Raw genomic sequence first — 13,195 nt, forward strand, 5'->3', positions numbered from 1 at the left:
GGCCGGGCAATAAAAAGCCCGTAGCGACGACGGGCTTTTTACAGGGCCGGCTTCAGATAGGCCGGCTACCGTACTTGTTGTCCGGCTTCTTGGGCGGATCCGCCACTACATTGGGCTCCACTTCCTGTATCTGGCCGCCACGGGACAGGTACTCTTCCATGGCCCGGGCCAAGGCGTCTCGCTCTTTCTGCTTCGCTTCGACACTGGGCAGCTCATCCACGCTGACGGCGGCTTTCTTGCCCTTGCCGGCAGGCGCTGGGCTGTCGCTGGCACCACTGTCATCTTCGGCGACGTCTTCGGCAGCCGTTTCCAGGCCTTCCTCGGTGTCGTCCTCGTCACCTACTTCCAGGTCATCTTGTTCCAGATCGTCGTCGCTCATGGTCCTACCTCATGTGTTGCCGGAGCAGTTGTATATAGCCCAGCCGTACCGTTGAGTTCGGCGCGGCTGATAAAAATACGCTAGGCCTGGGCCCTTAGCCTTCGCCATGCAAGGTGGCGATCAAACGCCTGGGGCCACCATGGTCTCGGTGCTCACCCAGGTAAATCCCCTGCCAGGTGCCCAGCGCCAGGCGCCCAGAGCGCACTGGCAGGCTGAGCTGGCAACCCAGCAGGCTGGCCTTGAAATGCGCGGGCAGGTCATCATCGCCCTCGTCATTGTGTTCATAACCGCGAGCGCCGTCTGGTATCAATTGGTCGAAGAACCGCTCGAAATCCCGACGCACTGCGGGGTCGGCGTTCTCGTTAACCGTCAGTGAAGCCGACGTATGTTGCAACCAGAGGTGCAGCAGCCCTACCTTGCAAGCTGCCAGGGCAGGGATGCCCGCGAGTATTTCGCTGGTCACCAAATGAAAACCCCGGGGCCGCGCTGCAAGGGTAATCGGCGTCTGTTGCCACATAACGCTCTCCGCACATTTCGGGCGCATTCTAGCGCGCTCGAAAAAAAAGCAAAGTCCTGTATTAGTGTTGGCTTTTCCTACAGAGCTAGAAACCCTGTATTACGCCCAATAGATCCGGGACACGCCTGGCAGGCCGCTCAAAGCAGTGACAAAAAAGGATAAAAAAAATGCCCGGCGTGCCGGGCATTTTTTTACGAATGGCGTGCCTTAAGGTACGCCTACCGGCTTAAAGGTTGTAACCACGCTCATTGTGTTGAGCCAGGTCCAGGCCAACCGCTTCTTCTTCGTCCGACACGCGCAGCCCCATGAGCATGTCCAGCACTTTCAGGATGACGAAGGTCACCACGGCGGTGTAGATCAGGGTAAAGCCAACGCCTTTGGCCTGAATCCACAGTTGCGCGCCAATATCCTCTACCGTACCGAAGCCACCCATGGCCGGTGCTGCGAAGATACCGGTGAGCAAAGCACCAATGATGCCGCCGATGCCGTGTACACCGAAGGCGTCCAGGGAGTCGTCGTAACCGAGTTTGCGCTTGAGTGTCGTAGCACTGAAGAAGCACAGCACGCCCGCCACCAAGCCAATGATCAGCGCCCCCATCGGGCCCACCGTACCGGCTGCCGGTGTAATGGCAACCAGGCCTGCCACTACGCCCGAAGCGATGCCCAGTGCACTTGGCTTGCCGTGGCTGATCCACTCGGCAAACATCCAGCCCAAGGCCGCAGCGCCAGTAGCGATCTGGGTCACCAGCATGGCCATGCCTGCGGTGCCGTTGGCGGCGGCGGCGGAGCCGGCATTGAAGCCGAACCAGCCTACCCACAGCATGGCCGCGCCAATCAGGGTGTAGCCCAGGTTATGGGGCGCCATCGGGGTAGTGGGGTAGCCTTTGCGCTTGCCCAGCACCAGGCAGGTTACCAGGCCCGCAATACCTGCGTTGATGTGCACCACGGTGCCGCCAGCGAAGTCCAGCACGCCCCAGTCCCACAACAGGCCGCCATTACCGCTCCACACCATGTGCGCGATAGGCGCATATACCAGGGTGAACCACACGCCCATGAACACCAGCATGGCCGAGAACTTCATGCGTTCAGCAAAGGCGCCTACGATCAGGGCCGGCGTGATGATCGCGAAGGTCATCTGGAAGGTAACGAACACGGCTTCCGGGAACAATGCCGTGGCCGACGTGATACTGGCCGGCGTGATGCCTGCCAGGAAGGCCTTGCCCATGCCGCCCACGAAGGAATTGACGTTGATCACACCCTGTTCCATACCGGTCGTATCGAACGCCATGCTGTAGCCGTAGATGAACCACAGCACCGTCACCAGGCCTGTAATCGCAAAACACTGCATCATTACCGACAGCACGTTCTTGGAGCGCACCATGCCGCCATAGAACAGGGCCAGGCCGGGCACGGTCATAAACAGCACCAGCGCGGTAGAGGTAAGCATCCAGGCGGTGTCGCCAGAATTGAGCACAGGTGCCGCCGCCTCATCAGCCAAGGCCAGGCCTGGCATTATGAGAGACAACAGGGCGCCTAGCCCTGCGAATTGACGCAGAGTCATATTGTTTACTCCTGGGGCGTTTTTAGGGTCGGCTTAGATGGCGTCGGTATCGGTTTCGCCGGTACGGATGCGAATCGCTTGTTCCAGGTTGACCACGAAGATCTTTCCGTCACCGATCTTGCCAGTGTTGGCGGCTTTAGTGATCGCTTCGATCACGCGGTCCAGATCCTTGTCGTCGATGGCGACATCGATTTTTACTTTCGGTAGAAAATCCACCACGTATTCCGCACCACGGTACAGCTCGGTATGACCCTTCTGCCGGCCAAAACCCTTGACCTCTGTGACGGTGATGCCCTGCACGCCGATTTCCGACAACGACTCGCGCACGTCGTCCAGCTTGAACGGCTTGATGATGGCAGTGACTAGCTTCATGAAACTTTCTCCCGAATTGGTGGACTTGCCCCAGGAAAACAAACCCGACTCAAGTCTAAGCGCAGTGTCCGACTTTGTAACCCGGCGCAGGCGGCGCCGCTGTGTGTCGGATACCTGTCTTGGCAGAACACTTCCCCGTTCCGCCTATGCACTGTGTTCGCCGTTCAGGCCGCCATCAGTGCAGGGTCTTCTGCTGCCTCCAAGCAGAAACCTTGCCACCTTCGGCCGCTTGCCGAATTCAGCCAGCCCGAGGCAGTTTTTTGGGTTGGAAAGCAGGGCTTGGCGCCAAGCCACGCACATTATTGGTGCGTCACAGACGGGGGCACCGCCCAACAAGTGTGCAGCGTAAGGTCGCCAGCAGACGTCGGACCCCGTGTTACACTTTGGCCAGTCTTCTTTATTGGAACCTGCCCTCATGCTTGCGCCAAAAGCCTTCCTCGATGCCCTTACCGATCAAGCAAGCCGCTTGCTGGGTGGTAATACCCTGCCTCCTCGCCAGGAGTTCGAAAGCCAGTTCCGTACGCTGCTGCAAAGTGCCTTTGCCCGGCTAGACTTGGTAAGCCGCGAGGAATTCGATACACAGATGGCCGTGCTTGCCCGCACCCGCGCCAAGGTAGACGCCCTTGAAGCGCAGTTGGCCGAGTTTGAAGCGCGGCTGCCTGCAGCGCCGGCTACTACCACTCGGCAAGACTGAACACGGGCGCTATTGCAGCGCCCACTCACGCGTTTTCCCCCTTTCAACCCCCACCGATCCCTGCCGATGAATCGCAACGAACTGCGCAAGGCTGATATCAACCTGATGGTGGTGTTCGAAGCCTTGATGCTTGAACGTAATGTCACGCGGGTGGCAGAAAAGTTGTTTCTGGGCCAACCAACCATCAGCGCTGCGCTGAATCGGCTTCGCGTGTTGTTCAATGACCCTCTGTTCATTCGGGTGGGCCATCGCATGGAGCCCACCGCCCGCGCAGAAGCGCTGATCAAGCACCTCTCCCCCGCATTGGATGCGCTGTCCATTGCATTAAGCCTGAGCCACGACTTCGAGCCTGCCACCAGCAAGATGACGTTCCGGATCGGCCTGTCGGATGACGTGGAGTTCGGCCTGCTGCCGCCGTTGCTACGCGCGCTACGACAGGAGGCCCCGGACGTGGTTGTGGTGGTGCAGCATGTGGACTACTGGCGCATCCCCGACCTGCTGGCAGCGGGCGACATTACCGTTGGCATCAGCCAAACCCGTGGGCTGCCCGCCAATGCCAAGCGCAAGCTGCTGCGCAGAATGCATGCCCGCGTATTGCGCGCCGACGGTGCACAACACCCTTTGACCCTGGATGAGTACTGCAGCCGCTCCCATGTGGTGGTGTCCCATACGGCCAATACCCGCGGGATTGCGGACGAGTGGCTGGATGAAATTGGGCGCACTCGCAAGGTGGTGCTGTCCGTGCCCCAATTCAGTTCACTGCCTTCGATCCTGGCCGGTACTGACCTGCTCGCCGGTTGCCCGGATTATGCTGCTACGGCCATGGAGGCGTGGGGCAACCTGCACGCCGAACCTCTGCCGTTCGAAACCCCCGCCCTGGAATTGTCCATGGTATGGCTGAGCATCACCGACACAGACCCGGCGGAACGCTGGCTACGGGCGCGGCTGGAGCAGCATATGGGCGATGGTGGGTTGGCTCATTGAGCTTCAAGCTTCAAGCGAGATAGCGGGTGAACCAGTCGATTGTGCGTTGCCAGGCCAGGTCTGCGGCGGCCTTGTCGTAGCGAGGGGTAGAGTCGTTGTGGAAGCCGTGGTTGGCGCCTGGGTAGACGTAGGCTTCATAGGTTCTGTTATTGGCTTTGAGGGCTTTCTCATAGGCGGGCCAACCTTCGTTGATGGCTGTGTCTAGCTCACCGTAATGCAATAGCAGGGGCGCTTTGATGCGGGGCACGTCTTCGGCCTTGGGCTGGCGACCATAGAAGGGTACGGCGGCTGACAGCTCGGGGTAGGCCACAGCCGCTGCGTTGGCAACGCCACCGCCATAGCAGAAGCCAGTGATGCCGACTTTTCCGGTGGCTGCCGGGTGCGCCTTCATCCATTCGATGGCGGCGAAAAAGTCGTTCATAAGCTTTTGCGGGTCCACTTTCTGCTGCAGCTCCCGCCCTTTGTCATCGTTGCCAGGGTAACCGCCTACCGAGGTCAGGCCATCCGGCGCCAGGGCCACGAAACCGGCCTTGGCCACACGCCTTGCCACGTCCTCTATGTAGGGGTTCAACCCCCGGTTTTCGTGAGCCACGACCACCGCCGGGGCTTTTTCCTTCTTGGCAGGCTGCACCAAATAGCCTCGCACCTGGCCATGGCCCTGGGGCGAGGGGTACATCACGTATTCGGCCACGATGTCCGGGTCAGTAAACTCCACTTGCTGAGCCAGGGCGTAATTGGGGCTTAGTGACGCCAACAAGGCCGAAGCCGACAACCCTGCCACGGTAAAGGCCGCTGCGCGGTCCAGAAAGTCCCGGCGGCTGATGCGGCCATGGGCATAGTAATCGTAGAGTTCCAGCAACTCCGGGGCGAAATCCTTGGCAGTGAGGCGCAACATAAGGCGATTCCTGGCATTGAAGGCGTCGCAAGACTATAGCCGAGCGGTAGATAGCCTGCATTGAAGTGGCACCTTGTTCGCTGGCTCTGCCAGCTCCCACAGGGTTGTGTTGGAACCTACTGGCTATGATGCACGTTCGTTAAAGAACTGCGGCAGCACCCAATTCCTTGTCAGCGGCGCCAGGCATAAGGCCTCTGCCTGCTCTGCACTCACCCACACCGCTTCTTCGATTTCGGCAGCCGGCACCACCTGAGTGTCGATCACGACGTCGAACAACGTACAGTGCACCTGAAACCCTGGCTCGTTTGCAGCCGGTGCAGAAGAAGCCCCAAGGTAGGTGGCTTGCGAAGGCTGGATACGCACACCCAGCTCTTCCTCTAGCTCACGGGCCAAGGCTTGAACAGGTTGCTCGTGCGCTTCGATTTTGCCACCAGGTTGCATGAAAAAGGCCGTGCCGCGCTTGCGAACCAGCAGGGTGTGGCCTTCGTTGTTCAACAGGAGGGCAGCGGCGATGTGGAGGGTGTTGGGCATTGCGCATAAACCTTTGATAGAGGGTATGTATTGTGGCAGCCGATCATATCGCTACCTAGCCCATACATATCTTGCTTCACAATCCTTCCTCTCTCTTCAGACTCTTTGCTTAAACTTCACCTTTGCAAGGCCTTTATTGAATACCGATACGCATCCATAGGGTTTGAGCAAGATCCAGACAGCTAGGAAGCTTTACGGATCAGCAGGACATCTACTCCATTCAAATAAGCGTGTTGGAAATGGTTGATAGCGAAAATAGTACGTTTGCGGCCAAGTGGCTCTTGGCGCTGTCGATTGAAGAAGATCTGTTCTTCAACCCTAGATCCGGCGAGGATAACCTCAAGGAGATCATGGAGCGACTTATGCCTGGGTCAACCCTTGAAAGCATGAATGAATTGGATGATTGGCCTGATACCCTTCGATGGGATTTTGCCTACAGAACCGCACAGAAAGACATTTTTTTCAACGTGTATGTCAACGCTATCGAAACCTGGCTCGATGTATCCGAAAGCAGCCCAGGCCTTGGTGGCTCTGCTATCTACGCCGCCGTAGCCACTTTCGCTTATAACACCAAGCGTACGTTCGTTGGAGATCCCGATGGGTTGTCTGATTTGGCGCTCCGTAGGCGCCTTGACAATATGCTATGCTCCGCCGTCAAGCATCGCAGCACAGACCACCTTGCGCCTCATCCGGATCAGATCACTGGCTGTGAAAAGCTTGGCGTCCCTCCTCTCAAATGGGTCAAGGGGCATACACTGGGTAATATCCAGTACATGATTGACACTGTTATCGTATCTTTAGAAAACGTTGTGCCGGAGGTAGCTCATGCCTACTACGACTTCCAAGCAAAAGCTTTCTGCGACGCTGAAGGCGGACAGCTATTGGAAACAGTTTTTGGACGCTGGAGTGATTACCTTGCAGGAAGCAGAACGGCGAGCGCTGGGATCACTACGTTTAAAAGAGGCATACTCCTCCGATCCTTGGTACGCCAAGAAGGCAGCGCGAGACCCTTCCTTCTGGAGCAGGTTTTACGCCACCCGCGTGAATTCGTAGACGACGGCGACTTATCCGGTATTTTTTACTGATTTGGGCCACCTGCCGACCTCGCAGTTGCCTAGCGCCAAAACATTTTGCTTCACAATCCCCCCCTTCCCCTCGGCCTCCTGATTTAAGCTTTCCCCTTCGCAAGGAAGCGTATTCACAGGAGCCGTCATGTCGCTCGCTATCGTGTACAGCCGTGCCCAGGTTGGGGTTGGTGCACCCGCCGTTCTGGTTGAGGCGCATTTGGCCAACGGGCTGCCCGCCTTGACCCTTGTAGGGTTGCCTGAAGCTTCTGTGAAGGAGAGCAAGGACCGGGTGCGGAGCGCCATCGTCAATTCCGGGCTCACTTTCCCGCCACGGCGCATTACCCTCAACCTGGCCCCGGCGGACTTGCCCAAGGACGGCGGGCGGTTCGACCTGGCCATTGCGCTGGGTATCCTGGCTGGCAGTGGGCAGGTGCCGGTGGAGGCGTTGCGAGAGGTGGAATGCCTGGGGGAGCTGGCATTGTCTGGCGCGGTGCGGCCGGTGCAGGGCGTGTTGCCCGCCGCACTGGCTGCGCGGGACGCCGGCCGTACGCTGGTGGTGCCGCAGGCCAATGCCGAGGAAGCGTCACTGGCCAATGGGCTCACCGTGGTCGCCGTAAACACCCTGTTGGAGCTGGTGGGCCACTTCAATGGGCAACAACCCCTCAGCCCGTTCAAGGCCCAAGGCCTGTGCCTGGTGGCCCGCCCTTACCCAGACCTGAACGAAGTGCAAGGCCAGATCGCCGCCAAACGGGCGTTACTGGTGGCCGCTGCCGGTGCCCACAACCTGCTGTTCAGCGGGCCACCGGGCACGGGTAAAACCTTGCTGGCCAGCCGGCTACCAGGCTTGCTGCCGCCTTTGAGCGAACATGAAGCGCTGGAAGTGGCTGCCATTCACTCAGTGGCCAGCCATGTGCCGCTGAACAGCTGGCCACAACGGCCCTTCCGCCATCCGCATCATTCGGCCTCGGGTGCGGCGTTAGTGGGCGGCGGTGGCCGGCCGCAGCCAGGGGAGATCACGCTGGCGCACCATGGGGTGCTCTTTCTGGATGAATTGCCCGAATTCGACCGCAAGGTACTGGAGGTACTGCGCGAGCCGCTGGAATCCGGCGAAATCGTGATCGCACGTGCCCGCGACAAAATCCGCTTCCCGGCGCGCTTTCAACTGGTGGCCGCCATGAACCCCTGCCCCTGCGGCTACCTGGGCGACAGCACCGGCCGCTGCCGCTGCACCACCGAACAAGTGGACCGCTACCGCAACAAGCTGTCCGGCCCTTTACTGGACCGTATCGACCTGCACGTAACCGTGGCCCGTGAAACCACCACCTTGAGCCCCAACGGCCCACGGGGCGAGTCCACGGCTACCGTCGCAGACCAGGTGGCCAAGGCACGGGACAGGCAACTGGAACGGCAAGGCTGCGCCAATGCCTTTCTGGACCTCAACGCGCTGAGGGTTCACTGCCAGTTGCCAAAAGCGGATGAGGCCTGGCTGGAGCAGGCCTGCGAACGGCTTACGCTGTCGTTGCGGGCGGCGCACCGGTTGCTGAAGGTGGCCCGCACATTGGCCGACCTTGAAGAAGCGCCGGGTATCGAGCGGGCACACTTGGCGGAGGCGTTGCAGTATCGGCCGGCGGTAGGGTGAGAGGTATGAACGGTACATGTGAGGGCCCATTCGCCCGCGTTACACCCGCGCTTCGCCCGCTTCGCAGGCTCCTACATGCGCCTGGTCCAGGGTTCAACTATTACAACACTACTCTTAAGCATTGCCCGGCGTGGTACAGCGAAAACCCGGTTTCATAGAGGCCGGTGCGCAAACCAGGCAGGCTGACAGGCTGGTCTTGGGAGAACGGGATGGGCAAATCAGCCACGCGTTCGTTGATCACAAAATCTGCCATGGCCGCACCGAGCACCGTGCCAGTGGTATTGCCCCGGCCGTTGTACCCTGTCACGGCAATCAGGCCTGGCGCGGGCTCATACAGGCGCATCAGGTGGTCTGGGGTGAAGTCGATGGCGCCCGTCCAATGGCTTTCCCACTCCACGCGGCCCAGTTCGGGGAAGTAGTGCCGCTGGATGCGATCGGCCCAGCTGCGTACGAACCACGCAGGCTTGTTGTCCAGCCGGCCCATGCTGCCCAGCAACAGGCGGCCCTGGTCGTCCCGGCGGATGCTGCTCAGCACCATGCGGGTGTCCCATGAGCCTTGGGCATGGGGCAAAATCGCCTCTGCGGCCGGGCCGCTCAAAGGCACGGAGGCCACTTGCAGGTAATACCCACGGAAATAGTTGTTCTTGACCGTGTTCCAGTCGCCTTCGGTATAGGCGCCGGTAGCAATAACGACCTTGTCAGCCTCGACGTTGCCAGTGGCTGTCGTTACCCGCCAGGTGGCGCCCTCACGTTGCAGGCCGGTAACAGGCGCATTCTGAAACAGTAGGCCGCCCAAACGTTGGACGGTGGCGGCCAGGCCTCGGGTGTAGGCCATGGGGTTGATCGTACCCGCGCGGTGATCCAGCAAGGCGGTCGCCACCTTGTCGGTACCGCAGTATTCGCGGCAGCGGGCACCAGACAGCAATTCGATGTTGGCCCCTCGGCGGCGCCATTGGTCGTGGCGGGCCTGAAGGTCCTCCGCGCCTGCGGCACTGTGCGCCATGTGCAGTGTGCCTTGGTGGTGGGCCTGGCAATCGATGGCATAACGGGCAATGGTATCGAACACCTGGGCGGGTGCTTCGCCCAGTACTCTGTTCAGGCGGCCGCCCACCGCCGTGCCCAGCGTGGCCTCCACATCGTCCGGCTTGATCCAGGTACCCGCGTTCACCAGCCCCACATTACGCCCGGAACCGCCATGCCCTACTTCATGCGCCTCCAGCACGATGACCTGATAGCCCTGTTCCCGAAGGCGAATGGCAGCGCACAGGCCGGTGATACCCCCGCCGATCACACACACCTGGGTGCGCATTTGATCGGTAAGCCCCATGGCTGGGGCCGTCGGGGGTAATACACGTTCCCACAAACATTCCTGACGCAAGGGGCGATGCGGCATCGCAGGTTCTCAAGTTGGGTTAAGTACAGGGATCAGTCGAACACAATGCCCTGGGCCAGGGGCAACTCACGGGAGTAGTTCACGGTGTTGGTCTGCCGGCGCATATAGGCGCGCCATGCATCAGAGCCAGACTCCCGGCCACCGCCCGTTTCCTTTTCGCCACCAAAGGCGCCGCCGATTTCTGCACCGCTGGTGCCAATGTTCACGTTGGCGATACCGCAGTCACTGCCGCAGGCGCTCTGGAAACGCTCGGCTTCCCGTACATCTGTCGTGAAGATGCAGCTGGACAGCCCCTGCGGCACCTCGTTGTTCAGCGCCAGCGCTTGCTCGAACTCGTCATAGGCGATCACATACAAGATAGGTGCGAAGGTTTCATGGCGCACCACCGCGCTCTGGCCAGGCATTTCCACCACAGCCGGGGCAACATAGTAGGCGTCAGGGTACTGGGCCTGCAGCTGGCGCTCTCCTCCGAACACCACGCCGCCTTCGTTACGGGCACGGTCAAGGGCATCCTGCATGGCCTGGAACGCCTGCTGGTCAATCAAAGGCCCCACCAGGTTGTTTTCCCGTGGGTCGCCAATACGTACCTTGCCGTAGGCGGCTTTTACACGGGCGACCACGTCGTCCTTGATGGAGCGGTGTACGATCAGCCGGCGCAGAGTAGTGCAACGCTGGCCCGCAGTGCCGACCGCCGAGAACAAAATGCCACGCACGGCCAGGTCCAAGTCGGCACTGGGCGCAAGAATCATGGCGTTATTGCCGCCCAGTTCCAGCAAGCTGCGACCAAAGCGGGCGGCTACACGTGGCCCTACTTCGCGGCCCATGCGGGTGCTGCCCGTAGCGCTCACCAGTGCCACGCGGGTGTCATCCACCATGGCTTCACCGGCTTCACGGTCGCCCAGCAGCACCTGTGCCAGGCTCGGCGGCGCATCGCTGCCGAACTGTGCCAGGGTTTTTTCCAGCAGCGCCTGGCACGCCAGGGCAGTGAGCGGCGTTTTTTCCGAAGGTTTCCACACCACGGCATTGCCACACACCAGCGCCAGCGCAGTGTTCCAGGACCAGACGGCCACGGGGAAGTTGAAAGCGCTGATCACTCCGACCACACCCACCGGGTGCCAGCTTTCGCGCATATGGTGGCCAGGGCGCTCGGAGGCAATGGTTAAACCGTACAGCTGGCGGGACAGGCCCACGGCAAAATCACAGATGTCGATCATTTCCTGCACTTCGCCCAGGCCCTCCTGGGTAATCTTGCCGGCTTCCACAGACACCAGCTCACCCAGCAGCGCCTTGTGCTCGCGCAGTACCTCTGCGAATTGGCGCACCAGCTCGCCGCGGCGAGGCGCTGGCACATTACGCCAGGCCAGGAACGCTTCCTGTGCGGCGCCAATACGGGCAGCCACCTCGTCCTTGCCTTGCAGGGTGATCGAACCGATCTGGCTGCCATCAATAGGGGTGAATACAGGATGGTTACCGTTGCGATACGCCGTGGCAGGCACGCCCAGGCGTTCCAGCAGACCGTCGATCATGTGAAATCTCCAATAGGGTTCAGCCGCAATAGCGTTGATAGTCCACGGCACAGGCCGCCGCCCTCAAGCGATGATTTGGCAGCACATCATTCCTTAGGGGAATGACAGAAAAAACACACCTCTGTTAAAGGCCGTGACCTGAGCCTTTCGGAAAATAAGGAATGAAGCCCGCACTTTTTATCGCTTGCCCATAGGCCGTCGCTGCCGCTTGAATAAGCTCTGCCTACCCTCCGCCAAGGAACCCGCCATGCCTACCCCTGACTATGTGAGCCCAGACCATATCCGCGCCCGGTTCTCGCGCGCCATGTCAGCCATGTACCGGGCCGAAGTACCGCTGTATGGCGACCTGATGGAATTGGTGGCGCAGGTAAACCAAGCGACGTTGGCCAACCAGCCAGCCATGGCCGAAGCGCTTAAGCGAAGCGGCGGCCTGGCGCGCCTTGATGAGGAGCGCCACGGTGCCATTCGGGTAGGCACTGCCCAGGAGCTGGCAACCCTTGCCCGCTTGTTTGCGGTAATGGGTATGACACCCGTAGGCTACTACGACCTTTCTCCCGCCGGCGTGCCGGTCCATTCCACAGCCTTCCGTGCCGTGCATGAAGACAGCCTGCGCATCAGCCCCTTCCGTGTGTTCACTTCGTTGCTACGCCTGGAACTGATCGACGACGCGGGGCTACGCGAAATGGCGGCAGGCTTGTTGGCCAAGCGCCAGATCTTCACACCCGAAGCGCTGGCGTTGATTGAACAGTATGAAGCTCAGGGCGGCCTTACGGACAGCGAAGCGGACACGTTCGTGACCCAGGCGCTGGAAACCTTCCGCTGGCACCGCCAGGCCACGGTTACCCAGGCCCAGTACCAGCGATTGCATGACCAGCACCGGTTGGTCGCTGACGTGGTGGCCTTCAATGGCCCCCATATCAACCACCTTACACCCCGCACACTGGACATCGACCAGGTGCAGGCCTTGATGCCAACCCGCGCCATTCCGCCCAAGGCCGTGATCGAGGGGCCGCCACGGCGCCAGCAGCCGATCCTGCTTCGGCAGACCAGCTTCAAGGCTCTGGAAGAGCAGGTTGCCTTCACCGACAGTGAAGCAGCCAACCTGGGCACGCACACCGCCCGCTTCGGCGAAATCGAGCAGCGCGGCGCGGCGCTTACGCCAGCCGGCCGCGCGTTGTACGACCAACTGTTGGACAAAGCCCGCGCAGGGCTTGAAGGCGTGCCTGCCGAGCGCGACCCTGGTCGCTATCAGGCGCTGCTGGAACACGCATTCGCAGCGTTTCCAGACGACGCTCACGCATTGCGCCGTCAAGGGCTAGCGTGGTTCCGCTATACCCCTACAGCGCAAGGCCTGGCCGGTGACGCCTCAGGCAAAGGCCTGGACACGTTGATCGCTGCTGGCGATATCCAATGCGACCCCTTGGTGTACGAAGACTTTCTACCCGTCAGTGCAGCCGGCATCTTCCAGTCCAACCTGGGCGACGAAGCACGCACCCAATACGGTAGCAATGCCAACCGCACGCAGTTCGAGCAGGCACTGGGGCGGCCCGTGGTCAACGAAATGGAGGTGTATGAAAACACCCAACGGCGCTCGCTACTGGCGTGCGAGGCACAGTTGGGTGTGAAGCTGTTGTGAA

General features: G+C 60.5%; 13 protein-coding genes. 5 read left to right on the plus strand and 8 right to left on the minus strand.

Translation table 11 applies throughout. The annotated features are described in order from the left end of the window. Nucleotides 1–52 precede the first annotated feature (52 nt). From sutA to glnK, 4 genes are all read right to left on the minus strand, one after another. The gene (sutA, locus tag ACSAMW_RS14280; RefSeq protein ID WP_500590853.1) at nucleotides 53–379 is read right to left on the minus strand and encodes a dormancy-specific transcriptional regulator SutA; all 327 of its coding nucleotides are present in this window, start codon (nucleotides 377–379) and stop codon (nucleotides 53–55) included. 94 nt (nucleotides 380–473) lie between these two features. Next, entirely contained in the window at nucleotides 474–896 is a 423-nt protein-coding gene (locus tag ACSAMW_RS14285; RefSeq protein WP_500590854.1) for a secondary thiamine-phosphate synthase enzyme YjbQ, read from the minus strand. 226 nt (nucleotides 897–1,122) lie between these two features. Further along, on the minus strand, nucleotides 1,123–2,457 hold the full coding sequence (locus tag ACSAMW_RS14290; RefSeq protein ID WP_500590855.1) for an ammonium transporter: 1,335 nt from the start codon (nucleotides 2,455–2,457) through the stop codon (nucleotides 1,123–1,125). Between the two features lie 33 nt (nucleotides 2,458–2,490). Beyond that, nucleotides 2,491–2,829 (minus strand): P-II family nitrogen regulator, encoded by a 339-nt coding sequence (gene glnK, locus ACSAMW_RS14295; protein ID WP_002555808.1) that lies wholly within the window; start codon nucleotides 2,827–2,829, stop codon nucleotides 2,491–2,493. A gap of 415 nt (nucleotides 2,830–3,244) precedes the next feature. Here glnK and ACSAMW_RS14300 point away from each other — a divergent pair, with 415 nt between their 5' ends. Both ACSAMW_RS14300 and ACSAMW_RS14305 read left to right on the plus strand, forming a co-directional pair. Continuing rightward, complete coding sequence (locus ACSAMW_RS14300; protein ID WP_168083367.1) at nucleotides 3,245–3,523, plus strand: accessory factor UbiK family protein; 279 nt, start codon at nucleotides 3,245–3,247, stop codon at nucleotides 3,521–3,523. A 66-nt stretch (nucleotides 3,524–3,589) separates the two neighbouring features. Continuing rightward, nucleotides 3,590–4,507, plus strand: a complete 918-nt coding sequence (locus tag ACSAMW_RS14305) for a LysR family transcriptional regulator (RefSeq protein WP_168083369.1) — start codon at nucleotides 3,590–3,592, stop codon at nucleotides 4,505–4,507. A 10-nt stretch (nucleotides 4,508–4,517) separates the two neighbouring features. On the opposite strand, the gene yghX is transcribed toward ACSAMW_RS14305, so the two are convergent. Together yghX and ACSAMW_RS14315 are read right to left on the minus strand one after the other, a co-directional pair. Next, the gene (yghX, locus tag ACSAMW_RS14310) at nucleotides 4,518–5,402 is read right to left on the minus strand and encodes a YghX family hydrolase (RefSeq protein WP_500590856.1); all 885 of its coding nucleotides are present in this window, start codon (nucleotides 5,400–5,402) and stop codon (nucleotides 4,518–4,520) included. Nucleotides 5,403–5,525: 123 nt separating this feature from the next. Continuing rightward, a complete protein-coding gene (locus ACSAMW_RS14315; RefSeq protein WP_500590857.1) occupies nucleotides 5,526–5,933 on the minus strand; it encodes an NUDIX hydrolase in 408 nt (135 codons plus the stop codon). A gap of 239 nt (nucleotides 5,934–6,172) precedes the next feature. On the opposite strand from ACSAMW_RS14315, the gene ACSAMW_RS14320 reads away from it, so the two are divergent. Together ACSAMW_RS14320 and ACSAMW_RS14325 are read left to right on the plus strand one after the other, a co-directional pair. After that, nucleotides 6,173–7,018, plus strand: a complete 846-nt coding sequence (locus ACSAMW_RS14320) for a hypothetical protein (protein ID WP_500590858.1) — start codon at nucleotides 6,173–6,175, stop codon at nucleotides 7,016–7,018. A gap of 127 nt (nucleotides 7,019–7,145) precedes the next feature. Continuing rightward, on the plus strand, nucleotides 7,146–8,639 hold the full coding sequence (locus ACSAMW_RS14325) for a YifB family Mg chelatase-like AAA ATPase (RefSeq protein WP_500590859.1): 1,494 nt from the start codon (nucleotides 7,146–7,148) through the stop codon (nucleotides 8,637–8,639). A gap of 100 nt (nucleotides 8,640–8,739) precedes the next feature. Here the strand turns inward: ACSAMW_RS14325 and amaA are convergent, their stop codons facing one another. Together amaA and amaB are read right to left on the minus strand one after the other, a co-directional pair. After that, entirely contained in the window at nucleotides 8,740–10,032 is a 1,293-nt protein-coding gene (amaA, locus tag ACSAMW_RS14330; protein ID WP_500590860.1) for an L-pipecolate oxidase, read from the minus strand. Between the two features lie 32 nt (nucleotides 10,033–10,064). Further along, entirely contained in the window at nucleotides 10,065–11,558 is a 1,494-nt protein-coding gene (gene amaB, locus ACSAMW_RS14335; RefSeq protein ID WP_500590861.1) for an L-piperidine-6-carboxylate dehydrogenase, read from the minus strand. Nucleotides 11,559–11,805: 247 nt separating this feature from the next. Here amaB and hglS point away from each other — a divergent pair, with 247 nt between their 5' ends. Continuing rightward, nucleotides 11,806–13,194 carry a 2-oxoadipate dioxygenase/decarboxylase HglS gene (gene hglS, locus ACSAMW_RS14340; RefSeq protein WP_500590862.1) on the plus strand — a complete coding sequence of 463 codons (1,389 nt, stop codon included), beginning with the start codon at nucleotides 11,806–11,808 and terminating at the stop codon, nucleotides 13,192–13,194. Nucleotide 13,195: the final 1 nt, after the last annotated feature.

The sequence above is a fragment of the Pseudomonas sp. AB39(2026) genome, assembly GCF_059831485.1.